The sequence below is a fragment of the Thermosynechococcus sp. B1 genome (assembly GCF_030322985.1).
Classification (GTDB): Bacteria; Cyanobacteriota; Cyanobacteriia; order Thermosynechococcales; family Thermosynechococcaceae; genus Thermosynechococcus.
Genome location: NZ_CP096573.1, coordinates 1,856,741 through 1,881,942 on the forward strand (window position 1 = coordinate 1,856,741; position 25,202 = coordinate 1,881,942).

Here is a 25,202-nt window from a genome sequence, read left to right on the forward strand (position 1 = left end):
GCTTTAATACTTGCGCTCTTGGGGGGGAAACATGGTGATGGTGACGGGCAGATAGTCAATCCTCATGCCGTCGCTGTGGTAGGTGGCTAGGGTGTGGCGTAGGAAGTTGACATCATCCCGCTGCGGATAGTCTTCACGGAAGTGGGCACCACGACTCTCTTGGCGAGCAAGGGCGCTGCTCAAAATCACTTCCGCAACCACGAGGATATTTGCTAACTCAAACGCCTCTAACAGCTCTGTGTTCCAATAGCGCTGGCGATCGTCGAGACGAATCCGCGAATAGGCTGCTTTCAGTCGCTGCAATTCTTCCAAACCCCTCTGCATCAGAGCCGCGGTGCGAAATACGCCACAGTATTGGGTCATACAATCTTGAACCTGCTGCCGTAGTTGGGCAATGCGTAAATCCCCCGCTTGACTAAAGAGGTGCTGAATCTGTTGCTCCGCTGCCTGTAGATAGGGCTGGGGGTCAAATTGGGGTTGGGGCAAGCTCGGTAAATCTTTGGCGATCGCCCCACCGGTGCGGCGGCCATAGACCACACATTCTAGGAGGGAATTACTCCCCAAGCGATTGGCACCATGCACCGAGACACAGGCACATTCACCAGCGGCATAAAACCCGGTCACCAGTTCCGTGGCATTGGCACGCACCTGACCATTGACATTGACCGGAATCCCCCCCATTGAATAGTGCACCGTCGGACGTACAGGAATCGGCTCCACCACCGCATCCACCCCCGCCAAGCGATGGGCTTCCTCCCAACAGAAGGGAATGCGACTCATGATTATTTCGCGACCCAAGTGGCGGACATCGAGATAGACAAAAGGCCCCCCTGCAGAACCGTCACTGTGGATGCCCCGCCCTTCGCGAATTTCGATGGCGATCGCCCGCGAGGTAATATCACGGGGAGCCAGTTCCATGCGACTGGGGGCATAGCGTGCCATAAAGCGTTCCCCCTCGGCATTGACCAAATAAGCCCCTTCACCGCGCACCGCCTCAGAAATCAAAACCCCCGCTGGATACAACCCCGTGGGGTGAAATTGGACAAACTCCATATCCTCAAGGGGCAAGCCTGCCCGTGCCGTCATCGCTAAGCCATCCCCCGTGGAGGCAAAATCATTAGAGGTGGTATTAAAGACGCGACCATAGCCCCCTGTGGCAAAAAGAATGGCAGGTGCCCGCAGAATGTCCAGTTGACCCGTTTCAATGTGGTAGGCAACGACCCCCTTGGCCTGCTGATCCTCGACAATCAGCCGCAGCACATACCACTCACTAAAAAAGGTGACGTTGTATTTCAGGAGATTGCAGTAGAGTTCGTGGAGAATGGCATGACCGGTTTTGTCGGCTGCATAGCAAGTGCGCTGGTGCGTGTGACCACCAAAGGGACGTTGGGCAATACGGCCATCGGACAGACGAGAGAAGAGCACCCCCAAGTGCTCAAGGTCAATCACCACATCGGGCGCTTCTTGGGCAAGAATGGCGACGGCCTCCTGATCCGCAAGAAAGTCTGACCCCTTGACGGTATCAAAGGCGTGGCTTTCCCAAGAGTCTTCGCTGTCCACATTTTTCAGCGTAGCGGCAATGCCCCCTTGGGCAGCAACGGAATGGGAACGAATGGGATGGGTTTTGGACACAAGGGCAATCGGGGTCTCTGGGGCAAGGCGGCAAATTTCCAAAGCAGCACGACAGCCTGCTAAGCCACCACCGACAATCACAACGCCAAAGTCTTGCATCGTCCGTTTGTCCAGCATCTTTTCCTATACTAAGTTGGCGATTAAGAGAGCGGCGGCGGCAGCAAAGATGAAACAAAGATAAAAACAGTAGCAAAATGATCTTGCGAGCCTCACGCTGAATCGTTAGAGTGGCAGTACAGTTCTTTTGGGGGCACAGCGGTTTCGATGCTTTTGTGCGTGTTCTCTCTCTGTGAAAAGGACTGTAATTTTATGGGAGGCAGCTGTCCTTGAGTGCATTTTTTCTTCACTATGGGGATTGTGGGGTGCGCCATTGGTGCGATCGCGATCGCGCAGCGGTCATGCACCTCATTGCTAATGTCCTCAGTGAGTTTGGCCTTTCTTGGCAACCCGAAGGCGCCGATGCCGATGTGGTTCACGTTGAAGATTACTACCACTGCCGGGGCGGACAATTTTGGGTAGTGGAGCAGGCCTCGGAAGTTGTGGGCACGATCGCCTTCTATCCCATTCAGCGGGGCGAAGCGGCTGTCGAAATTCGCAAAATGTATCTCCATCCCCGCGTACGCGGCCAAGGCCTAGGGACATTTCTCCTGCACCATCTGGAGGCAGCCATTGCAGCGGCCGGCTACCGCAAAATCTGGATTGAAACGGCCTCAATCATGACTACAGCTGTCCATTTGTACGAAAAGGCGGGCTATCAGCCGGCGACGGGTGTGGAAACGCAGCGTTGCGATCGCGTCTATGTCAAGGACGTAGTGCTTCATGGCATGGCTTCGATGGCTTCTGCCCCCTGCTAGTCTGATTGTCCTGCTGGTTTCACCTGCCGCCTTCGGTCTCTGCCGCCAAGATTTGGCTCGTGCCCTGCAACAGGAAATTCAAAATCCCCAATGGCAACGGGGTCAGTGGGGCATGGTCGTGCGGGATTTAACCACGGGGGATCTTCTCTACGACTACCAAGGGAAAAAGCTCTTTCTGGTGGCCTCGAATGTCAAGCTAACGACAGTGGCTGCCGCCTTAGACTATTGGGGAGCTAATCATTTCTTTGAGACCACCCTCAGCACGCGATCGCCCGACCAAAAAACGGTGCGTCTTCAGGGCAGTTTTGACCCCAGTTTCAGCAGCCAAGACCTGCAACAAATGGCCAGCCGTCTTGCTCAGCAGGGGATTCGCCAGATTCCAATCTTGGAAATCGGCGGTGTCACACCCGTAACGATCGAACCCACATGGGCGATCGAAGACCTGACGATGGGCTATGCCGCCGTAGTGACGCGCTTTAGTCTCAATCAAAATGCCCTGAACCTAGAGGTCATACCCCAACAGTTGGGGCAACCCTTGGTACTACGGCAGCCGCAGACTCATTTTCAGGTGGTGAATGAGACCCGCACCGTGGCTCCCTCTGAGCCGGAATTTCTAGAAAGTGAGGTGCGCGGCCAGCAGATCATTGTGCGGGGTCAACTCCACGTCGGCAGTGAGCCAGCAGAAATGCGCATTCCCCTCCCTCAGCCTGCCCCCTATCTTCAACAACAGGTGCAGCGGGCCTTTGCCCAAGCGGGCATTCACATCCGGCAGATTCGCTTAGTGGAGACAGCAGACCCCCTACCGGATGTGTTGGTGCGCCATGCCTCACCCCCCCTAGAAGCCTTAATTTTGCCGGTTCTCCAAGAGAGTGACAATTTCTATGCAGAAATGCTCCTTGCCGCTCTGGAGGCAGCCCAACCCGGCTATCGCCAACGCTATCTAGAGCGCATCGGTGTCCAAGGGGCGGTTTTAGTGGATGGTTCGGGACTCTCGCGGCAAAATTGGCTGACCCCCAATGGTTTAGTCACGCTGCTGCAACATATAACGCAAACAAAGGATGCCTCGCTGTGGCGGCGATCGCTCCCCCTTGCTGGGCGATCGGGGACGTTACGCCAGCGCTTTCGTAATACAGCAGCTCAAGATCGCGTCTGGGCGAAAACCGGCACACTGCGGGGTGTCGTTGCCCTAGCGGGCTATGTAGAACCCGTGCAGGATCGCCCCCTCGTCTTTAGTCTTGTGGTCAATCAAGGGGGGGAGGCCACGGCTCAACTCCGTGCTGGTTTGGATCGCATAGTTGTTTTGCTGGCGCAATCGCAGAACTGTCCTCACCGCTGAAAAAAACGCATCCATTCAGTACCTCGAACTACAGCCCGACACAGGCTCAAAACTGCCAGGGCGGGAGAGGATTGCATACCCGTCACGTGCCCCATATTCTAAAAAAGGGTTGTATTTATTGATGCTGCTTATAAAGCAAATATAAAAACAAAGATCAAAAACCATAACATTGAATCTCTTAATTTGATAGGATTGGAAATTATTCAAGTTTTTAAGCGTTAACCATTTTTTGAATCCCCATGACTTAACAACCTTGCGATTTGAAATAATGATTTTGCTATTTGAAAAATAATCAAATAAAACATCAATGATCAAGAATAAAAGTTTTTACTGGTAATTCCCTAGGCGATTAAACTACGTTATAGTGGCAGTGCTATTTCGATATTTTCGATAGCAGTACCGCAGATAGGTCTTCAGGAGGTGTCCAATGCTCACGGAAACTCGTCCCCGTGATGTTCAAGTCGCAGAAATTGCGCCTGGGGTTTTGGTCTTGCGATCGCGCACTTGGGATCGGCTGAAGTTTGAAGTGGAGTATGGCCGTCAGCAGGGAACCACCTCCAATTCCTACCTGATCCGAGCACCCCAACCCGCCCTGCTGGATCCGCCAGGGGAATCCTTTACCCAAATTTATTTGCAGGAACTCCAGCAGCACATTGATCTGAGTCAACTGCGGTACCTGATTCTCAGTCATGTCAACTCCAACCGTCTGGCGACCGTCAAGGTTTTGCTGGAAAAAGCGCCCCAGATCATTATCGTCTGCTCTAAAGCAGGGGCAGTAACCTTGCGCTCCACCCTTGGCGAGCAATTGAATCTCTGGATTCCCCGTGCGGAAACACCCCTAGAGTTAGGGGGCGATCGCCAACTGGCGTTTATTGCTGCTGCTACGCCCCGCTGGCCCGATGGCTTGATCACCGTTGATCCTCAGAATCAAATTGTGTTTACCGATAAGCTCTTTGGTGCCCATGTCTGTGGCGATAGCCTCTACGATGAGCAGTGGAAAAAACTCGATGCGGATCGTGCCTACTACTTTGAATGTCTGCATGCGGCGCAAACCCGCCAAGTGGAAAGTATTTTGGATCGCTTGGTAGAACTGACACCGCCACCGCGCCTCTATGCCCCCGCCCACGGCCCGATGGTCAAGTTTAGCCGTAGCCGCCTCTTTCAGGACTATCGCGACTGGTGCCAAGCCCAAACGGAACAGGACACCAAGGTGGCACTTTTCTATGCCTCTGCCTATGGCAATACAGCAATTCTAGCCAACGCGATCGCCCAAGGCTTAACCGCCGCCGGCGTTCAAGTGGAAGCCATTAACTGTGAAACCACACCCCCAGCAGAAATGCAAGCTCTGATCCACAGTAGCGACGGCTTTATCATTGGCTCGCCCACCCTAGGGGGACACATGCCGACACAGGTGCAAACCGCTTTGGGGTTTATCTTGGCGGAGGGCAGCCAAACCAAGCTGGCGGGGGTCTTTGGCTCCTATGGTTGGAGTGGCGAGGCCATTGATGACATTGAGCAAAAGTTGCTTGATGCGGGCTATACCCTTGGCTTTGAAACGCTGCGGGTGAAGTTTACCCCCACGGCGAGCGATCTTGAAAAATGCCAAATTGCTGCCAACGAGTTTGCCCAAGCCCTGAAGAAACTGCGCAAGAGTCGCACCGTCCGCCCCCCCAGTCTCGTGGAGGCACAGGTGGATCGCACCGAACAAGCCATGAACCGGGTCGTGGGTTCCCTGTGTGTTCTGACCACCCTACCGGAAGGGTGTTTTCACCTTACCCAAGCGGCAGCGATTTTGGTGTCGTCGGTCTCCCAAGCCTCGTTTAATCCCCCCGGTATCACAGTGTCCTTGCCGCAGGAATGGGCAGAAAGCCTCTGCTTGGTGGGCGATCGCTTTGTCTTGAATATTCTCAAGGAAGGCAGTCCCCTCGTTCGCCAATTTCAGCAGGCGCAACGCCTTGGTGAGCAACAGTTAGCCACCCTTGGCCTCAAAAGCGCTGAGAGTGGTGCCCCGATTTTGCTCGATGCCCTTGCCTATTTGGAATGTACGGTAGAATCCCGCATGAACTGTGGCAACCACTGGCTCATCTACGCCGTGGTCGAGAGTGGTGAGTTGCTGCAAAGCAGTGGCTTAACGGCAATCCAACATCGCAAAACCAGCAGTTAGCACAGGGAGCTAAAACGCATTTTCAGCCGTTAATTCAGCCGCTTGTTGCTGTGCTAGCTCCTCGGGATGGGTGAGCAGGTAGAGCATTGGCAGATCTTCTTCGCGAATATGGCGCACCACGAGGGCACCAATCGCCTCAATCGTCTCTGGCGTCAGCTTTTCAGGATGACCCTGCACCTCCTCAAGCACCCCACTCAAATCCCGTAGCAGATTTTGGTGAGCCGCACGGTGGGAGAGATAGAGGGGATGGTTGGCGGCAGCCATCAGAGTTTCTTCGTGCTGGAAGTGGCGTTCCGTTTCGCTAGCGCACTCTGGTAATTGCAGCTTCACTTGCGAAAAGGTTGCTCCCTCAGCGATCGCCGAGCGTAACTGCTGCAACATCTCCAGCAGTGCCTGATGTTCCTGATCGATTTCCGCCAAGCCAGAGACAAACTCCGCTTGCCATGCCAGCCCATCCATCAATTAACCCTCCAGACTGCCACAGGGAAAAGACATTTTGACGTACTGTGTTCAGCCTAGCAGTCCCGCATTGCAGGAGGTGGGCACCGTTACAAAGTGTAGCGGACTGGTACTTTTGGCTAAGAAGCCTTAAGGGCCACCCAATACTTACTCATAAAGTGGTGCTGCACCTCTTTGACCACTAGGCCCGCCTTTTCTAAGCGGATGTTGAGATCATCTTCGATGTAGTTGCGGTAAAAGGGTTCGTGGAAAAGGTTGGCAAAGTTTTCCATCATCGGGCGCTGCTCTGGGGAATCCAAGGCTTGAATCGAGTCACAGATGACAAAGACACCCCCCGGCTGGAGAACGCGGGCGCATTCATTAATCACGTTTTGGCGCACTGGGGCGGGCAGTTCATGGAAGAGAAAGACACAGGTGATAGCACTAAAGTAGTTGTCCACGTAGGGTAGGGTCTCGGCATTCCCCTGAATGAGTTGTGGCAAATCCCCGGTCTGGGTAGCAAGAAGCGAGTTGGCCTTGCGCAAATAGGTGGGCGACAGATCAATGCCAAAGAGTGCCGCTTTTGGAAAGCCATAGCGCAGTTGTTTCAGGGTGCGACCGGTGCCACAGGCAACATCGAGAATGCGTACAGGTGGCGTAGGAGGATGAGTGGCAAAATGTTGGGCAATGGGAGCAATCACGCGCCGCCGCATCGCATCTGCCGTGCCGCCAAAGAGCAGTTCCACTTGAACATCGTAGAGGTTGGCGGAGGTTTCACTGAGGTAGCCGTCGGTTTGGTAGTGGAAGTTTTGGCGATAATACTGCGGATAGTCTTCAAGGCGCACGTTTTTGGCAAACTCCTGAAATTGGCGCGATCGCGCCCGCTGCCACATCTGCGGCAAATCTAGCCACAGCACTGGATAAAAGCGCAAAAACTCTTCCCAAGGGGCATCAAAGAGAAGTGTGGGGGGATACAAGCCAGCCGCCGCATCCTGCCAATCCTGCTGGAGTAGGGCTTCATAACGTTCCTTGAGCCATGCTTGCAATTCAGGGCTAAGGGGTTGCGTCCGCTCTTCGGTGGGAAAGAAGGTATTCAAAAGACGCGCACTCAGGGTTTTGTGGGCGATCGCAAAAATGTTTTTGCCCCATTGCAAGGCTTGATAACCACTGTGCAGCGTCTCTTCCACAAAGGGTAACTGAGAGGCAAAGGGCGCGACCAACATAGCTCTTAACTAAACTTCATAATTTCCATTCCTCACTATATCGCAAACCCTAAGGGCAGTACCCCCGTTCGCGGTACCAAGTCACGGCGTCTCGGAGCGCCTCCTCAATCGGCGTCTGGGGCAAGCCCAATTCGGCCACGGCTTTGCGGGCATCGTAAAACATTTTTTGCTGTGCCATTCGCACCCCATCCACAGGAATCGCGGGTGGTTTGCCCAAAGACCCCAGCACCACTTCATCAAACCAAGCCACTACAAGGGGAATCACCACGGGAATTTCACCCAAGGGGCGCGGCAGCCCAGTGATCGCAGCTAACCGTTCTAGAATGTCCGCCAGCGTTAGGTTTTGGTGACCGAGGATGTAGCGTTCACCGGTTTTGCCTTTTTCCAAGGCCAAGAGATGACCGATCGCCACATCCCGCACATGGATCAGGTTCAACCCCGTGTTGACATAAAAGGGCATCTGTCGCCGCAAAAAACGCAGGATCATCTCACCAGTGGGGGTGGGCTTCGCATCCCAAGCGCCAATGGGGGTACTGGGATTGACAATGACAATATCTTGCCCTTGGCGGATCGCCGCGTGAGCCACCTGCTCTGCCCAGTACTTGGAGCGCTTGTACTCGCTAATCAGCTTTTCGGGGGGGCTTTGGTAGGCTTCGGTGGTGGGTTGGCCACTGGGATCCACCCCAATGGCGGCCACGGAACTGGTGTAAACGGTGCGCTCAATGCCAGCCTCACGGGCAGCAGCTAAGATGCGACGGGTGCCCTCCACATTGACGGCATAGAGGAGGGGGCGATCGCGCCGCCACAGACTGTAATGGGCGGCAACATGGAAGAGCACTTGGCACCCCTGCATGGGGGCAACGAGGTCACTGGTGCGGAGATCCCCTTGCACCAACTCCACACCCCACGCCTTGAGATGGGCAGCCTGCTGCGGTTGGCGCACAAGGGCACGGACACGATACCCCCTCTCGGCAAGGACTTGTGCCACATGGGTACCGACAAAGCCACTGGCACCCGTGAGAAAGGCGGTGGTGCTCAATCTTCCGCGGCCTCCATGCTACCGGGGGGCAAGACGGCTGCCGTGACAATCACATCATCCTCATCTAGGCGTTGCAGACGGACGCCCGTGGCCGATCGCGACTGCGAGGAAATATCCATTACCTTTTGGCGAATAATGATGCCGCGACTGGTGACAATCATCAATTCATCCTCGGCATTGACAATCCGCAGAGCCGCCAGTTGATCCTCGTTACTTTTGGCTTTGAATTTGGTGGCGGTAATGCCCATGCCGGCGCGGTTTTGCAGCCGAAACTGTTGCACGGGTACCCGCTTGCCGTAGCCATTGGTGGTAATCACCAGTACCCAAGGGCCTTCACTGTGCGCCACCGTCTCCTCAACGTCTTCCATCTCGGCACTGTCATCCTCCGGGGGGGTAGCAAAACGGTTGGCGATCGCCGCCGGCAGAATATCCATCCCCACTAGTTCATCCCCCGGCCGCAGGCTCATGGATTTGACCCCCCGCGTGGCACGGCCAAGGGGGCGCAGTTGATCGTGACTGGCGCGAAAATGAATGGCCATGCCCTGCCGCGAGCCGATGATAATGGTGTCCTCTTCGCGGGTACGCCGCACCCACCGCAGTTGATCCCCCTCTTCAAGGGAAATGGCAATCAGGCCATTGGTGCGGATATTACTAAAGGCCGCTAGTGCCGTTTTCTTAATGAAGCCCTTGCGGGTGAGCATCACCAGATACTCGTCTTCACTAAACTCTTGGACGGCAATGACGGAGGTAATTTTTTCCTCGCGGGGAATGGGCAGCAGTTGGACAATGGGAGTGCCGCGGGCTTGGCGCGAGCCACTGGGAATTTGGTAGGCGGGCAAGGCATAGACTAAACCGCGATCGCTAAAGAAAAGAATGCGATCGTGATCATTACAGCTAAAGAAGTGCTCAACGGCATCATCCTCTTTAATCTCTGCCCCTTTGCGTCCCCGCCCATCGCGACTTTGGGCTTCAAAGGTATCCACGGGCATGCGCTTGATGTAGCCCTGCTGGGTAACGAGAATGACAGATTTATCGTTGGCAATTAAATCGGTGTCGCTAATCTCCCCATCCGCTTGCACAATCAGCGATCGGCGGGGCGTGGCAAACTTGGCCTTGAGTTCGGTGACTTCTTTTTCAATAATCTCCAGTACCCGCTGCCGATTGGCCAAAATATCGCGATAATCGGCTATTTGCCGCTGAAGGTCTGCGTGCTCCCGCTCAATTTTTTCCGCCTCTAAGGCGGTGAGGCGCCGCAGTTGCATCTGCAAAATGGCATCGGCTTGGGCTTCACTGAGGGCATAGGTTTGCATCAATTGCTGACGAGCAAGAGCCGTGTCACTGGCACTGCGAATGAGTTGAATCACGGCATCGAGATTGGCCAGCGCCACCAGCAACCCTTGGAGCAGGTGATCCCGTTCTTCAGCCTTGCGCAGGGCATAGCGGGTACGGCGGGCGATCGCCTCTTCACGGAAACTAAGGAACACCTCTAAACTGCGTTTGAGGGTCAGCAATTGCGGCTCGCCATTGACGATCGCCAGCATATTGGCGCCAAAATTCACCTGTAGGGGGGTTTGCTTGTAGAGATTGTTGAGCACCACCCGTGGGTAAGCCTCCCGCTTTAGCTCAATCACCACCCGAATGCCGTCGCGATCGCTTTCGTCCCGCAGATCGGCAATGCCCTCAATTTTTTTCTCGTTGACCAACTCGGCAATTTTTTCCATCAGCGCTGCCTTGTTGGTTTGGTAGGGCAACTCCGTCACGATAATCGCCTCACGGGGTTGGCGACCCGGTGCTTCAAGGGTTTCAATCGTGGCCACTGCCCGCAGCGTCATCGAGCCGCGACCGGTGGTGTAGGCCTCTTCAATGCCCCCTTGGCCGAGGATATGCCCCCCGGTGGGAAAATCAGGCCCCGGAATGTAGCGCATTAGCTCGCGATCGCTAATCTGGGGGTTATGAATTAAGGCCACCAGCCCATCCACCAGTTCTCCCAAATTATGGGGCGGGATATTCGTCGCCATCCCCACGGCAATGCCGGCGGTGCCATTGAGCAGCAACTGGGGAATCCGCGCCGGTAAAACTAGGGGTTCCTGCTGCGAGCCGTCAAAGTTATCAACAAAGTCAACGGTTTCCTGCTCGATGTCCTGCAAGAGGGCTGCTGTGGCTAGGGCTTGCAGCCGACACTCGGTGTAGCGCATCGCGGCCGGCGGATCATTGTCAATGGAGCCAAAGTTGCCGTGGCCTTCAATGAGGGGGTGACGCATCGAAAAGTCCTGCGCCATCCGCACGAGGGCATCATAGACCGCTGAATCGCCGTGGGGGTGATATTTCCCTAGCACTTCCCCCACCACACGAGCACATTTGCGGAAGGGGCGATCGCTGGTCAGCCCCAACTCATGCATGGCATAAAGGATGCGGCGGTGTACGGGTTTGAGACCATCGCGGGCATCGGGAAGGGCACGCCCAACAATGACGCTCATGGCATATTCAAGGTATGAGCGCGAAATTTCGTCCCGCAACTCAGTGGGAATGATCCGAGAAGAATCAGCAGCAAAGCTCATGGGCGTGTTTTACCAAGCAATTAATCGGGAAGCCTTGTTGTTCAGTTGGAAAATTTAATGATATCACGCCAGCCTGAACGCCAACCTTAACCCCTCTCTGCTGCGGCGTTCTAGCCCTCAAGTCAGCCTCAGCGATCGCTGGTTTGCCGGCTCCTATGGCCAAACCTTAACAATCTCTTGCTTTGGCGTTTCTGGATCCAAGAGAAACCCCTATAATAGCGAGAGACCCTATACGTTGCCCCATCACCAGCACTCCCTAATCTCTATACTGTCGCCTTGGCTCCCCCGTTCGAGTCGTGGCGTTTTTCAGTCCCTAGAGCCGGTTGCTGTTGCCAAGACAACGTTTTCATCCCTCAGTCGATTGAACGCTTTCAGACCCATGCAACAATCCACCTTTTCTTCTCCCGTGCATCAAGTTGGTTACCATGGACAGCCTTGGCTTGTGGCCGAGCGAGATGCCTGTGGTGTGGGTTTTGTTGCCCATCGCAAGGGGGTAGCTAGTCATCGCATCTTGACCCAAGCCCTTGAGGGATTGACCTGCCTTGAACACCGGGGGGGCTGTAGTGCTGATCGCGACTCTGGGGATGGGGCTGGCATCATGACGGCGATTCCGTGGGAGTTGTTGCCGGAGTTTGGCATTCCCCGCCAGCGGATTGGGGTGGCGATGATCTTTTTGCCTCAGGGGGCGGCAACAGCAGCGGCCAAATCCATTGTGGAAAAAGTTCTCAGTGAAAATGAACTGCGCCTATTGGGCTGGCGACCGGTGCCCGTAAACCCCAGTGTGTTGGGGGTGCAGGCCAAACAAAATCAGCCCCAGATTGAGCAGCTTTTTGTGGCTTCGAGCAAAGCCAGTGGCGATGAACTGGAGCGGCAGCTCTATTTGACCCGCAAGCGCATTGAGCGGGCGATCGCCCAAACGAAAGCGGACTGGCGACAGGATTTTTATATTTGTTCCTTCTCGACCCGCACGATTGTCTATAAGGGCATGGTGCGATCGGTGGTGCTGGCTCAGTTTTATGACGATCTGCGCAACCCCAACTACATCACCCCCTTTGCCCTCTATCACCGCCGCTTTAGCACCAACACCATGCCTAAGTGGCCCTTGGCGCAACCGATGCGGATGCTGGGACACAACGGCGAAATCAATACCCTCTTGGGAAATATCAACTGGATGCGGGCACGAGCCGCCCAACTGAGCCATCCCTATTGGGGCGAAGCCTTTGCGGATCTCATGCCCATTGTCAATGCCGAAAATAGCGACTCCGCCAACCTCGACAATGTGCTGGAATTGCTGGTGCAATCGGGACGGCAGCCCCTGCAGGCAATGATGATGCTGATTCCCGAGGCCTATCAAAACCAGCCCGATTTGGCGGATCACCCCGAGGTGGTGGACTTTTACGAATACTACAGTGGCCTTCAAGAGGCTTGGGATGGTCCTGCATTGGTCGCCTTTGCCGATGGCAAAATTGTTGGCGCCACTCTCGATCGCAATGGCCTACGCCCCGCCCGCTACACCCTCACCAATGATGATCTTGTGATTGTCTCTTCTGAGGCGGGTAGCATTCAAATTGATGAAGCAACGGTGATTGAAAAGGGCCGTCTCGGCCCCGGGCAGATGATTGCCGTTGACTTGGAACACCAAGAACTCCTCACCAACTGGGAAATCAAACAGCGGGTGGCACAGCAGCAACCCTACGGCGAATGGCTGAAAACCTATCGCCAAGAACTTGCCCCTCAACCCTATGGCGAAACCCCCACCCTCGAAAGCCAAACCTGCCTACAACAGCAAATGGCCTTTGGCTTCAGCGCCGAAGATGTGGAAATGATCATTGAGGCCATGGCCAAGGATGGCAAGGAACCCACCTTCTGCATGGGGGATGACATTCCCTTGGCGGTGCTGTCGCAACAACCCCACCTACTCTACGACTACTTCAAGCAGCGCTTTGCTCAAGTCACCAATCCCGCCATTGATCCCCTGCGGGAAAAACTGGTCATGTCGCTGGTGACTCGCCTTGGCAAGCGGGGGAACTTGCTCAGCGAAAGCCCAGCAGATGCCCGCCTGCTGCAACTCAGTTCCCCCCTCATCAACGAAGCGGAACTAGAGGAGATTCTCAGAGCACCCTTTGGTACGACTCGCCTTTCAACGCAGTTTGCGATCGCCCAAGGGCCTGCGGGGCTTGAGGCCGCTGTGAATCGGCTCTGTGAACAGGCTGCTGCCGCCGTCAAAGGAGGCGCCGAAATTCTTGTGCTCAGCGATCGCCACAACCTTGCTGGCGAACCCCATCTTTTGGATGCCGACACGTCCTATATCCCACCCCTATTGGCGGTGGGGGCAGTGCACCACCATTTGATTGCCCAAGGCATTCGCCGTCGCGTCTCCCTTGTCGTGGAAACAGCCCAATGCTGGAGTACCCATCACTTTGCCTGCCTGATTGGCTATGGCGCGGGGGCAGTGTGTCCCTACCTGACTTGGGAAACGATTCGCCAGTGGTGGCATAGCGATCGCACCCAAAGCCTGATGGCCAAGGGCAAGCTGCCCCAACTGACGCTGCAACAGGTGCAGGCCAACTACCGCAAAGCCGTAGAAGAGGGGCTCCTGAAAATCCTCTCCAAAATGGGGATTTCTCTGATTGCTAGCTATCGCGGTGCCCAAATTTTTGAGGCCATTGGCATTGGCGATGACCTACTCAACAAGGCCTTTATTGGTACTACTTCCCGCGTGGGCGGCCTGACGCTACGGGATCTGGCTCAAGAAACCATTGCTTTTCACCAGAAGGCCTTCCCCGAACTCACAACCAAAAAACTGGAAAACTTTGGCTTTATCCAGTTCCGTCCGGGGGGCGAGTACCACATGAATAACCCGGAGATGGCCAAGGCTCTCCACAGGGCGGTGAGCCGCAACAGTTATGACCACTACGAGGTCTATCGCCGCCAATTGCGGCAGCGGGTCCCCACAGCCTTGCGGGATCTGCTGGACTTCCAGAGCGATCGTCCCAGTATTCCCCTCGAAGAGGTTGAACCCGCCAGTGAAATTGTCAAGCGCTTCTGCACTGGTGGCATGTCCTTGGGTGCCCTCTCGCGGGAAGCCCATGAGGTGCTGGCGATCGCCATGAACCGCCTTGGTGCCAAATCCAACTCTGGCGAGGGGGGCGAAGATCCGATTCGCTTCCAAGTACTGACGGATGTGGATGCTGAGGGGCACTCGCCCCAATTTCCCCATCTGCGGGGCTTGCGCAACGGCGACACCGCCAGCTCAGCGATTAAACAGGTGGCCTCCGGCCGCTTTGGTGTTACTCCTGAGTACTTAATCAATGCCCAGCAAATTGAAATCAAGATTGCCCAGGGCGCGAAACCGGGGGAAGGCGGTCAACTGCCAGGCACGAAAGTCAGCCCCTACATTGCTATGCTGCGGCGATCGAAGCCGGGCGTGTCCTTAATTTCGCCGCCGCCCCACCACGACATTTACTCCATTGAGGATTTGGCGCAACTGATTTTTGACCTGCACCAGATCAATCCTCAAGCGCAAGTCTCCGTGAAACTAGTGGCCGAAATTGGTATTGGTACGATTGCTGCTGGGGTGGCAAAAGCCAACGCCGACGTGATTCAAATTTCCGGTCACGATGGTGGCACCGGTGCTTCGCCCCTGAGTTCGATTAAGCATGCCGGCAGTCCGTGGGAATTGGGGCTGACGGAGGTGCACCGCGTTCTTTTGGAAAATCAACTGCGCGATCGCGTGATTCTGCGGGTGGATGGTGGCCTCAAGTGTGGCTGGGATGTGGTTATGGGGGCCCTGATGGGTGCCGAGGAATTTGGCTTTGGCTCGGTGGCAATGATTGCCGAGGGCTGTATCATGGCGCGGATTTGCCACACCAATAACTGTCCCGTGGGCGTGGCCACCCAAAAAGAGGAACTGCGTAAGCGTTTCCCCGGCATCCCTGAGCATGTGGTGAACTTCTTCCTCTTTATTGCCGAAGAGGTGCGCTCCATTCTGGCTAAACTGGGCTACCGCACCCTCAATGAGATCATTGGTCGCGCTGATCTGCTGGTGCCTCGTCAAGATGTCACCCTGACGAAAACTGCACCCCTGAATCTAGACTGTTTGACGAAGCTGCCCGACACCCGTAGCGATCGCCAGTGGTTGCAGCACGAAACAGTGCACAGTAACGGTGCCGTTCTCGATGATGAAATTTTGGCACGCCCAGAGGTGCAAGCCGCCATTGAGAAGCAGCAAACCGTTGAATTAGAGCTGCCCATTGTCAACACCGATCGCACTGTCGGGGCACGCATTGCCGGTGCCATTGCCAAAAAGTATGGCAACACAGGTTTTGAAGGTCAGATTACCCTCCACTTCCGCGGCAGTGCGGGTCAGAGCTTTGGCGCCTTCAACCTGCCGGGGATGATCCTCAATCTGACAGGCGAAGCCAATGACTATGTCGGCAAAGGCATGCACGGCGGTGAAATCATTATCAAGCCCCCGGCCAATGCCCCCTACGCGGCTGCGGACAACGTGATTATTGGCAATACCTGTCTCTATGGCGCCACGGGTGGATTCCTCTTTGCCAATGGCCGTGCCGGTGAGCGATTTGCTGTTCGCAACTCCAAAGCCTCTGCCGTTGTCGAGGGCACAGGGGATCACTGCTGCGAATACATGACCGGTGGGGTGGTCGTGGTCTTGGGAACTACGGGTCGCAATGTGGGTGCCGGTATGACCGGTGGCTTGGCCTACATCTTGGATGAAGCCGGCAACTTCCCCGCCAAGGTCAACCCCGAAATTGTCAAACTCCAGCGGGTCACCTCTGCCATTGGTGCCGCCCAACTCAAACAACTGATTACTGCCCACCACGAGCGCACGGGGAGTGCCAAGGCCGCAATGATTCTGGAGCAGTGGGAGCACTATTTACCCCTCTTCTGGCAGGTGGTGCCGCCTTCGGAAGCCAATACCCCGGAAGTGGTGGGTGAAGTGGCCACTGACAGCGACAGCAAAGTGCTCAGTCCCCTTTCCTAGAGGATTGGTCTTTTTAGGCAGCCTAAAATTGAGGGGAAGGCCTACGGAGGGCGATCGCCATGCTCAGCAAGCTATCCTTTCGCCATAAGCTCTTGCTGGGGACGCTCCTGCCGATTGTTGTCATCTACACCGGCCTTTTCCTCTACATTCGGGCGCGCCTGATTGGCCGCAGTACTGCCGATTATGAAAAGTGGCAGGGAACGCTGGTGTCCCTCTACGCCGATCAATTTAACGACTCACTGGCGCAGGTGGCGCAACTGGCAACCACCACTGCCTATGCCCTAGAAACCTTCCCCAAGGTCGATGAACAGCAGCTGTATGCATTTTTGCGCCGCAATGTCACTGTCAATCCCTTGGTCTATGGATCGGCGATTGCCTTTACTCCCTATAGCTTTTCTCCCCGCAAGCGCCTCTTTTGCCCCTATATTTATCGGCAGGAGGGCACATGGCGGCAAAAGGATACGGGAACAATTTACGACTACACCCAACCCCAATGGAACTGGTACACAGAGCCAATTCAAAGCGGTCAGCCCCGCTGGAGTGATCCCTATTTTGATCGGGGGGCGGGGGATAGTTGGATGGTGACCTATTCGGTGCCCTTTCGCCGCCAAGGTCAAATTCAGGGCGTCGCCACGGTGGATGTCGCTCTAGAAAGCCTGCAGCAGACCATGAACATTCAAGCCCTCCAAGAAGGCCAGTTCTTTGTCTTGGATCGCAAGGGACGGATTATCTTTCATAACGATGTCCAGTTCATTGGTCAATCTATTTTTTACATTGCCAAGGAAAACAACCACGGCGATCTTGCCGCCCTAGGCAGAGCAATGGTGGCGGGTCAAAGGGGACAGCAATGGGTCACTGATTGGCTTTCCCAAGAGCGCCAGTGGGTCTTTTATGCGCCGATTCCCGAGGCACGCTGGAGTCTGGCCATTCGTATCAATGAAGACACACTGCTTGACTTTATTCATGAAGAAACGTGGGCGGGTCTGTGGATTTTGGGGATGTCCTTTGGCTTGATTAGTTTGCTGACTTGGGGAGTGACAGGCTACATCGTCCGCCCCCTGAAGCGGCTGAATGCTGCAGCCCACAAAATTGCAGTGGGTGATCTAGACATTGCCGCTGAGGTGGACACCGCAACTCAGGATGAGTTGGGCAACCTCGGTCGCACCTTTGTGGATATGGCAGGGCAGTTACAGGAAAGTTTTAGTGAACTCCACCGCTTTAATCAACGCCTCGAAGAAGAAGTGACTCACCGGACGGCTGCCCTTGAGGCGGCCAATCAACAACTGACCGAAAAAGAACGAGTACTTCATGACCACAATGTTGCTTTGGTGCAGCTGAGCCAATCTCCCCATGTGCAACAGGGACACTTTCGTATGGCGTTGCAGGAGATTATCCAAGTAACCGCGACAACACTGCGCGTCCAGCGGGCTTCAGCGTGGGAACTCCAGGGCGATCGCCTAAAATGTGTTGTCCAGTACGACCCTGCTGCCAACAACCCTACTCAATCCACCTACCTCACCCAGCCCCCCTATCCAGAGTACTTGAAGCTGCTGCGCACCGGTGAACCCCTTGTGGTCAATGATTTACTCACGGATCCGCGCACCCATGAACTGCGGGAGTATGCCAAGATGCAAAGGGTGTATTCTCGGATTGATGCGCCGATCATCTTCAATGGTCAATTATTGGGGGTGATCTGTGTTGAGAGTATTGGCGAGCATCGGGTTTGGCTGGTGGAGGAACGCAGTTTTGTCTCCAATGTGGCGGATATTGTCACAATCGCCCTTGCAGCCCATCAACGTCATCAAGCGGAGCGAGAGTTGCTCAAGGCCAAGGAAGCTGCAGAAGCTGCTAACAAAGCCAAGAGTATTTTCCTTGCCAATATGAGCCATGAACTGCGCACCCCCCTCAATGCCATTTTGGGCTTTAGTCAAATTTTGCTCAGCGATCGCACCCTTGCACCGCAGCATCGGCAAACCCTTGAAAAGATCAACCGCAGTGGTGAACACCTTTTGGGTTTGATTAACGATGTGCTGGATATGGCCAAAATTGAAGCTGGGCGTATCACGCTTCAGGAAACCACCTTTGATCTGCGGCGGATGCTGCAAACCCTCGAAGAAATGCTCAAGGTGCGAGCTGAAGCTAAAGGGTTGCGTCTGGTCTTTGATTTGCCCGCCAATCTGCCGGTGGCGGTAACCACTGATGAAATGAAGCTGCGCCAAGTGCTGGTCAACCTCTTGGGCAATGGCATTAAATTCACCAAAGAGGGGGGCGTCTCCCTCAAGGTCAGCTATAAAGCCCAAGAACCCCCGCGACTCGCCTTTGAAGTTAGTGATACAGGCATTGGCATGACCCCGGCAGAGTTGAAAATGCTCTTCCAGCCCTTTGTCCAAACCGATAGCAGTAAAAAAGTCAGTGAAGGCACTGGGCTGGGGTTGGCCATTAGTCGCCAGTTTGTGCAATTGATGGGGGGTGATATTCAGGTGCGCAGCACCAAGGGGCAGGGAAGTCACTTTTACTTTGAGATCAACATTGGCCTTGGCGATCCCCAAGCACTAGAGGAGGAAAGGGCACAAACCGTTGTTGGCCTGCGATCGCCCACCTCAGCAGTGCGCATTCTGGTGGTGGATGATCTGCCCGAAAATCGGCAATTATTGACCCAGCTCCTAGAACCTGTCGGCTTTCAGTGTCGAGAAGCTGGCAATGGTCAAGAGGCGGTGGAGATCTGGCGAGAATGGCAGCCCCATGCCATTCTCATGGATATTCGCATGCCCGTGATGGATGGTAAAACGGCAACGCGACAGATCAAGAAAGAAGTGGGCGATCGCCTGCGGCGCGGCGAAGCCGTCTGCGCCCCGAAAATTCTTGCGGTGACCGCCAGTAGCTTTGAGCAGGACAAACAGGAACTGCTGACTCTCGGTTGTGATGACTACATTGCCAAGCCCTTCCGTCCGCAAACGATTTTTGAACGACTCGCCGCCCAGTTAAATCTAGAGTATGCCTACGAGGATGCTCTGCCCCCCGCAAGCGCTCCCCGTCCTCAGGTGCTGGATCCAGCCGCCCTAATGGTGATGCCCCGCCCTTGGATTGCTGAACTCCAAGAAGCGGCCAAAAAGCTCAATGCCAAGCGCATTCGCGAACTGATTGCTGAAATCCCACCCGAAGAAGCCGCCTTGATTGCAGGCCTTCAACAACTGGTGAAAACATTCCGCTTTGATAAAATTGTCGAGTTGACGCTGGTTTGATGTTCACGCTGACGCAACTTTGCCCTACAACATTGGAAAATGCCCGTCAGTTGCACCTCTTATTGACCGCAGAGGAACGCTGTCGCAGTCGTCTCCATTGCCACAGTGATGAGGGGGAATCTCTCTATCTGAAGTTGCCGCGCGGGATTACGTTACAGCCGGGCGATCGCCTTCAGGACGAGGACGGCACAGTAGTCGTCACGGTTCACGCCAAACCCGAACCCACGCTAAAGGTGATGGCTACCACTCCCCTTGACCTTCTACAGGCCGCCTACCACCTTGGGAATCGCCACGTCCCCTTGGAAATTCACACCGATTATCTCCGCTTGAGGGCAGATTCCGTGTTGCAAACCATGCTGGAACAGCGGGGCTTAATAGTAACGTTTGAAGTCGCGCCCTTTTGTCCCGAACGCGGTGCGTACCATGCTCACTGAGTCAGCGCTGTTAACCTTGTTGCAGCGGGTGAGTCCCGCTTTGCCCATTGGCGGCTTTAACTACTCCGAGGGCTTGGAGACCCTGATTGCCCAAGACAAGATCACCTCAGCAGCCGCCGTACAGGACTGGCTCACCTTTGAACTGACTTTTGGCAGTGCTCACTTGGCAACAGCAGTGATGGGGCGGGTCTATGGGGCGATCGCCAAGGGTGATTTTGACGCCGTTCACCAGTGGAATGCGTGGCTCTCGGCTGCCCGCGAAAGCGCCGAACTGCGTGCCCAAAATTGGCAAATGGGAACAGCATTGATCAACCTCGTCGCTGCCCTCGATCGCCTACCGCCAGAACTTCAGACTGGTCAGCCCTACCCTTGGAATGTCAGTGTTGCCTTTTGCATTGCCGCTGCCCTTGCCGACATTCCCCTAGAAACCGCACTTCTAGCCTATTTCCATAGTTGGGTCACTACTCTGATCAATGCAGCGGTGAAACTGATTCCCCTTGGTCAGACGGCGGGTCAAGTGCTTCTGCGCCAACTTCAACCCCAGATTCAGCAAACCGTGCAGCAGAGCTTAAATGTGACTGACAATGATTTAGAAAGCTGTACCTTGGGCTTAGCCCTCGCCAGTATGCAGCACAAAACGCTCTACTGCCGTCTATTTCGCAGTTAATCCTGTCTAGAAAATGATTTCCGTCGAAACAGCCGTTGACCTGATTCAGCAGCATTTGCCCGATTGGGGCACAGAGACCATCTCTTTGACTGAGCCTCAGTACAGCCGACTAGCGGGAGCCATTACTAGCGATCGCCCCTACCCACCCATTGACCGCATCATGATGGATGGTATTGCCCTGCGGTGGGCCGCCTATGGATCTGGTCAGCGTGCCTTCCCGATTCTGGGGGTTGTCCCTGCTGGTGAGGTACCCCCCACGTTGACGGATCCACAGGCCTGCTTGGAAGTGATGACTGGTGCCGCGTTGCCCCAGGGCTGCGATCTGGTCATTCCCTACGAGGCTCTGGAAATTCGTGACGGCATTGCCCATATCCGCCACGCCCAACTGTGGTCGCCCTATCAATTTGTCCACCGCTGTGGCAGTGATGCGCCGGCGGGTCAACAGGTGCTGGCGGCAGGTACCCCTCTACACAGTCCGGCTTGGGGCATTCTTGCCGCTGTGGGGCAGAGCGAAGTTTGTGTCCAGCGCACCCCCCGCACTCAAATTGTTGCCACCGGCAATGAACTGATTCCGCCAGACCACGTACCTCAACCCCATCAACTGCGCCTCTCCAATGCCTACGCCCTAATGGCTGCCCTCAAGCGCCAATGGTACAACCACGTCAGTATCACCCATTTACCCGATGATCCGCTGCAACTGGCAACCCACTATTGCCAAGCGAGCCAAGCGTACGATCTCCTGATTTATTGCGGCGGCGTTTCCAAGGGCAAGTTTGACTATTTACCGCAACTGTGGCGCGATCATGGCGTGCAGCAATATATCCACGGTGTCGCTCAGCGCCCTGGAAAACCCCTCTGGTTTGGGGTGGATCACATGCAGCAAACGGCAGTCTTTGGCTTGCCGGGGAACCCCGTCTCCAGTTTGGTGTGTTTACACCGCTATATTTTGGACATGCCACGCCTCTATGCCCGCTTGGCCACTCCCTTCTCTTTTGAGCAGCCCTTAACCTACTTTTTACCCGTTAAACTAGAAACCACAAAAACTGCTGAACTGATTGCCCACCCCCGTCCGATGCAAAACTCTGGTGATTTTTTGGCCTTGGCTGACAGTGATGGCTTCTTGGAGCTACCTGCCTCGCAAGGGATATTTGCTGCTGGGGAGTGCTATCGCTATTTTCCGTGGAGTTAGGGCGGATGGTTGTCACCACAGCTATCCCTAGCCAACGTTTGCTGGATAACCAAGGGCGACACATTCGCAAGTTGCGCCTGTCGGTTACCGATCGCTGTAATTTGCGCTGTACTTACTGTATGCCCGTGGATGCCGCCTTTATGCCCCCCCAGACCTATTTAAGCCCCACAGAGTATGCCACGATTGTGGCTGAACTGGTGGCACTGGGGATTGAGTCGGTGCGCCTAACGGGGGGTGAACCGCTCCTGCGAGCCGAGTTTGCTGAGATTGTCGCAGCCTTGGTGGCAGTGGGGGTACCAGAGCTAAGCTTAACCACGAATGGGATTCGCTTGGTGCCCTTTTTGCCCCTCTTGGAACAATATGGGGTACGGCGTTTGAATATCAGTCTGGATAGCCTAGACCCCGAAACCTTTGCCGCCATTAGTCATGGCCACCACTTGGAAACGGTGAAGGCGGCGGTGGCCACTGCGGTTCACCAAGGGTTTCAGGTGAAGCTGAACATGGTGGTTATGGCGGGTGTCAATGATCACGAACTGGTGCCAATGGTGGAGTACGCCAAGGGGTTGGGGATTGAGGTGCGCTTTTTGGAGCTGATGCGCATTGGCTATGCTTGCCACTTGGGGGGCGATCGCTTTGTTAGTGCTGCCACGATGATTGAGCGCTTGCGTCAGCATTATGATCTGCGACCTGTGCCACGTCCTTTGGATTCCACTTCGTTTAACTTTGAGACGGCCTGTGGCGGGCAGATTGGTTTTATCGCTTCAGAATCCCAACCCTTTTGTGGCCACTGCTCCCGTTGGCGCTTGTCTGCGGATGGTGTCCTGCGAGCGTGCCTGTTTAAGGAGGCGGGGGTGTCCCTACGGGGCTTAAGTCAAAGGGAACGGTATGCCGCCTATGAGCAAGTGTTGGGCATGAAACCCAGCTTGCGCGGAGCAGAAGTTCACCATGCGATGCACCAGATTGGAGGCTAGGAGGATGCTCTCCCACATCAATGAGAACCAACAACCCCAGATGGTGGATATTAGCGAGAAGGCCGTGAGCGATCGCCGAGCGGTGGCAGAAGCCCTGATTGAATTGCCACCGGTCTTTCAGGCCTATGTGCAAGGGGGAGATCTCTTTCTCACGAAAGGGCCTGTGGTGCAAACGGCGATTATTGCTGGCACAATGGCGGTAAAACGCACCGCTGAAGTCATTCCCTTTTGCCATTCGCTGCCGATTACCAGTTGTCGCTTTGAGACGGATATCGAGTCACTTGAGAGTGGCCTTAGAATTCGCCTGCGCTGTGAGGTCAAAACCCGCGATCGCACCGGCGTGGAAATGGAAAGCCTGCATGGGGTGGCGATCGCAGCCCTCACAATCTACGACATGGCCAAAGCCCTCAGCCCCCATATTGTGATTCGCGAGGTGCGCCTGCTGGCGAAAAGTGGTGGCAAGAAAACCCTCGGCCAATATCCCCTCTACGGCCTTGTGCTCACTGGCGGCCAGAGTCAGCGCATGGGTCAGGCCAAAGCCCTGCTAGACTACTACGGCGAACCCCATGCCCAGTACCTCTACAATTTGTTGGCTCAATCCTGCGAACAAGTCTTTCTCTCAGCGCAACCCAATCAATGGCAGGGGACTCCCCTTGCCGATTTGCCAACACTTGCCGATACCCTGCCTCAGATTGGCCCCATTGCCGGCATCCTAACAGCTTTACGTGCCTATCCCCACGTGAACTGGTTAGTGGTGGCCTGTGACTTGCCCTATTTGACCACAGAAACCCTTGCGCCCCTGTTGCACCATTACCGCGAAGATGTGGTGGCCACCTGCTATCACCATCCCCAAGAGGGTTTCCCAGAGCCATTGTGTGCCATTTATACCCCCCAAGCTCTGCCGGTATTTGAGGCCGCCTATGCAGAAGGGATCTACTGCCCTGTGAAAATTCTCCAGCGATCGCCCTGCCAGCGGATTGCCCCACCCCAGCCAACCATTACTGCCAATATCAACACCCCTGAAGACTATCTTGAAGCCCTCCACCATGTCCGACGCCCCTAAAACAATTTACCTACGCTACTTTGCCCAGTTGCGGGAGCAAAGCCAACGGGAACAGGAGGAGCGAGTGACCACCGCCCAAACCTATGGCGACCTATACCAAGAGCTAAAGACCCAGTACGGGTTTACCCTTGATCTCACCCATGTTAAGGTGGCGGCTAATGATACGTTTGTAACACTGGATCAACCCCTACGAGCAGGAGATAAGGTCGTCTTTATTCCCCCTGTTGCCGGGGGTTAACTAAGCGATGGTGATCAAGCAATTTTCCCTAACCAATACTCCCCTAGAGCCAGCTCAGTTGTGGCAGCCCCTTGCCAACTTGCGGGCCGGTGCCTTTGTTAGCTTTGAGGGTTGGGTGCGCAATCACAACCACGGCAAGATCGTCACTGCCCTAGAATACGAGGTCTATCCCGCCTTGGCTCTTAAAGAAGGAGAACAGATCCTAGCAGAAGCCATTGGGAAATTTGACTTGCTGGGGGCGATCGCCAGCCATCGCTATGGAACGCTAACTCTTGGCGAGATTGCTGTGTGGGTAGGGGTGACGGCGCCTCATCGCCAACAAGCCTTTGCTGGTGCGGCCTACATCATTGATGAAATTAAACACCGCCTACCCATTTGGAAAAAGGAATACTATCTAGATGAACCAGCCAGTTGGGTGTACTGTCGTGAGCATCACCATAACAGTCCGTTTTAGGACGTAAGATGATGTCTATGGTGGCGATCGCCAACCCTTGAGTGTGGGCACGGATTTTTCAATGAGTATGGCGATCGGAACAGCAATTGATGGAAAATGATGCGATCGCTAATGCTGAAATTTTGTTTGAAGTGACTAGCTCGCTCGGCTTTTTCGTTCGCACAACGGCTGAGTATTGGCAGTTTATTGTCACAATCAAACATCCAGTCATGGGCGACCGTCTAGCCGATGTCCAAAACACCTTAAGCGACCCAAATGAAATTCGTCTGAGCAAAGCTGATGCTCAGGTTTACTTGTTTTATCGTGATGATGGTGCGAAGCGTTGGGTCTGTACTGTAGCGAAGCGCTTAAATGGAGAAGGGTTTCTAATCACAGCCTATCGAACTAGTGTAATTAAAGAAGGAGAACTACTATGGCAGAAGTAAAAGTATTTTATGACCGCACAGGTAACACCTTGGTCGTTTGGTTTGGTAACCCTCAAGATGAGGTGATTTTGATGAAGGATCAGCAGGGGCAAGTGATTGGGTTTGAAACACTTAACTTTTTACCGCCTTCCAGTGGTCCTGTCCGCATCACCTTCGAAACCATAGCCCCCTAAGTTCATAGTTTTTGCTTTAGTAAGTCTATAGATAACAATTAAAATTATCAATACTAACCTTTTTGCGTTTGCTGTTTACCTTGATTATGCCTCAGCA

The 25,202-nt window shown here is 54.7% G+C and carries 19 protein-coding genes; 14 read left to right on the plus strand and 5 right to left on the minus strand.

What is annotated here, in order from left to right:
• Positions 1 to 3: 3 nt before the first annotated feature.
• Positions 4 to 1,731 carry a succinate dehydrogenase/fumarate reductase flavoprotein subunit gene (locus tag M0644_RS09270; protein WP_190278336.1) on the minus strand — a complete coding sequence of 576 codons (1,728 nt, stop codon included), beginning with the start codon at positions 1,729 to 1,731 and terminating at the stop codon, positions 4 to 6.
• 227 nt (positions 1,732 to 1,958) lie between these two features.
• Here M0644_RS09270 and M0644_RS09275 point away from each other — a divergent pair, with 227 nt between their 5' ends.
• From M0644_RS09275 to M0644_RS09285, 3 genes are all read left to right on the plus strand, one after another.
• Complete coding sequence (locus tag M0644_RS09275) at positions 1,959 to 2,486, plus strand: GNAT family N-acetyltransferase (protein ID WP_255451649.1); 528 nt, start codon at positions 1,959 to 1,961, stop codon at positions 2,484 to 2,486.
• Positions 2,452 to 3,822 (plus strand): D-alanyl-D-alanine carboxypeptidase/D-alanyl-D-alanine-endopeptidase, encoded by a 1,371-nt coding sequence (gene dacB, locus M0644_RS09280; RefSeq protein WP_286625456.1) that lies wholly within the window; start codon positions 2,452 to 2,454, stop codon positions 3,820 to 3,822. Before M0644_RS09275 ends, dacB begins: the two co-directional genes overlap by 35 nt.
• A gap of 427 nt (positions 3,823 to 4,249) precedes the next feature.
• Positions 4,250 to 5,986 (plus strand): diflavin flavoprotein, encoded by a 1,737-nt coding sequence (locus M0644_RS09285; protein WP_286625457.1) that lies wholly within the window; start codon positions 4,250 to 4,252, stop codon positions 5,984 to 5,986.
• 9 nt (positions 5,987 to 5,995) lie between these two features.
• Here the strand turns inward: M0644_RS09285 and M0644_RS09290 are convergent, their stop codons facing one another.
• The 4 genes from M0644_RS09290 to gyrA form a co-directional block, all read right to left on the minus strand.
• Positions 5,996 to 6,445, minus strand: a complete 450-nt coding sequence (locus tag M0644_RS09290) for a hemerythrin family protein (RefSeq protein WP_286625458.1) — start codon at positions 6,443 to 6,445, stop codon at positions 5,996 to 5,998.
• A 119-nt stretch (positions 6,446 to 6,564) separates the two neighbouring features.
• A complete protein-coding gene (locus tag M0644_RS09295) occupies positions 6,565 to 7,647 on the minus strand; it encodes a class I SAM-dependent methyltransferase (RefSeq protein ID WP_286625460.1) in 1,083 nt (360 codons plus the stop codon).
• Positions 7,648 to 7,696: 49 nt separating this feature from the next.
• The gene (gene hpnA, locus M0644_RS09300) at positions 7,697 to 8,686 is read right to left on the minus strand and encodes a hopanoid-associated sugar epimerase (RefSeq protein WP_286625462.1); all 990 of its coding nucleotides are present in this window, start codon (positions 8,684 to 8,686) and stop codon (positions 7,697 to 7,699) included.
• Complete coding sequence (gene gyrA / locus M0644_RS09305) at positions 8,683 to 11,244, minus strand: DNA gyrase subunit A (protein ID WP_286625464.1); 2,562 nt, start codon at positions 11,242 to 11,244, stop codon at positions 8,683 to 8,685. Before gyrA ends, hpnA begins: the two co-directional genes overlap by 4 nt.
• A 379-nt stretch (positions 11,245 to 11,623) precedes the next feature.
• Here gyrA and M0644_RS09310 point away from each other — a divergent pair, with 379 nt between their 5' ends.
• From M0644_RS09310 to M0644_RS09360, 11 genes are all read left to right on the plus strand, one after another.
• Positions 11,624 to 16,249, plus strand: coding sequence for a glutamate synthase-related protein (locus tag M0644_RS09310; protein ID WP_286625465.1), 4,626 nt, complete (start codon positions 11,624 to 11,626; stop codon positions 16,247 to 16,249).
• A gap of 59 nt (positions 16,250 to 16,308) precedes the next feature.
• Positions 16,309 to 19,491 (plus strand): ATP-binding protein, encoded by a 3,183-nt coding sequence (locus M0644_RS09315; protein WP_286625466.1) that lies wholly within the window; start codon positions 16,309 to 16,311, stop codon positions 19,489 to 19,491.
• On the plus strand, positions 19,491 to 19,925 hold the full coding sequence (ureE, locus tag M0644_RS09320; RefSeq protein ID WP_149820225.1) for an urease accessory protein UreE: 435 nt from the start codon (positions 19,491 to 19,493) through the stop codon (positions 19,923 to 19,925). The genes M0644_RS09315 and ureE overlap by 1 nt, the downstream gene beginning before the upstream one ends.
• A complete protein-coding gene (locus tag M0644_RS09325) occupies positions 19,915 to 20,592 on the plus strand; it encodes an urease accessory protein UreF (protein WP_149820227.1) in 678 nt (225 codons plus the stop codon). Before ureE ends, M0644_RS09325 begins: the two co-directional genes overlap by 11 nt.
• A gap of 13 nt (positions 20,593 to 20,605) precedes the next feature.
• A complete protein-coding gene (locus tag M0644_RS09330; protein WP_286625468.1) occupies positions 20,606 to 21,781 on the plus strand; it encodes a molybdopterin molybdotransferase MoeA in 1,176 nt (391 codons plus the stop codon).
• Between the two features lie 5 nt (positions 21,782 to 21,786).
• Complete coding sequence (moaA, locus tag M0644_RS09335; protein ID WP_190278050.1) at positions 21,787 to 22,752, plus strand: GTP 3',8-cyclase MoaA; 966 nt, start codon at positions 21,787 to 21,789, stop codon at positions 22,750 to 22,752.
• Between the two features lie 4 nt (positions 22,753 to 22,756).
• Positions 22,757 to 23,815, plus strand: coding sequence for a cyclic pyranopterin monophosphate synthase MoaC (gene moaC / locus M0644_RS09340; RefSeq protein WP_286625471.1), 1,059 nt, complete (start codon positions 22,757 to 22,759; stop codon positions 23,813 to 23,815).
• Positions 23,799 to 24,053: a MoaD/ThiS family protein gene (locus tag M0644_RS09345; RefSeq protein WP_149820235.1), complete on the plus strand. Its 255-nt coding sequence runs from the start codon at positions 23,799 to 23,801 to the stop codon at positions 24,051 to 24,053. The genes moaC and M0644_RS09345 overlap by 17 nt, the downstream gene beginning before the upstream one ends.
• Before the next feature lie 7 nt (positions 24,054 to 24,060).
• The gene (locus M0644_RS09350) at positions 24,061 to 24,507 is read left to right on the plus strand and encodes a molybdenum cofactor biosynthesis protein MoaE (RefSeq protein WP_286625473.1); all 447 of its coding nucleotides are present in this window, start codon (positions 24,061 to 24,063) and stop codon (positions 24,505 to 24,507) included.
• 89 nt (positions 24,508 to 24,596) lie between these two features.
• Positions 24,597 to 24,932, plus strand: a complete 336-nt coding sequence (locus M0644_RS09355; RefSeq protein WP_226971938.1) for a DUF4258 domain-containing protein — start codon at positions 24,597 to 24,599, stop codon at positions 24,930 to 24,932.
• Positions 24,920 to 25,105 (plus strand): DUF2283 domain-containing protein, encoded by a 186-nt coding sequence (locus M0644_RS09360; protein WP_149820239.1) that lies wholly within the window; start codon positions 24,920 to 24,922, stop codon positions 25,103 to 25,105. Before M0644_RS09355 ends, M0644_RS09360 begins: the two co-directional genes overlap by 13 nt.
• The last annotated feature ends 97 nt before the right edge of the window (positions 25,106 to 25,202 follow it).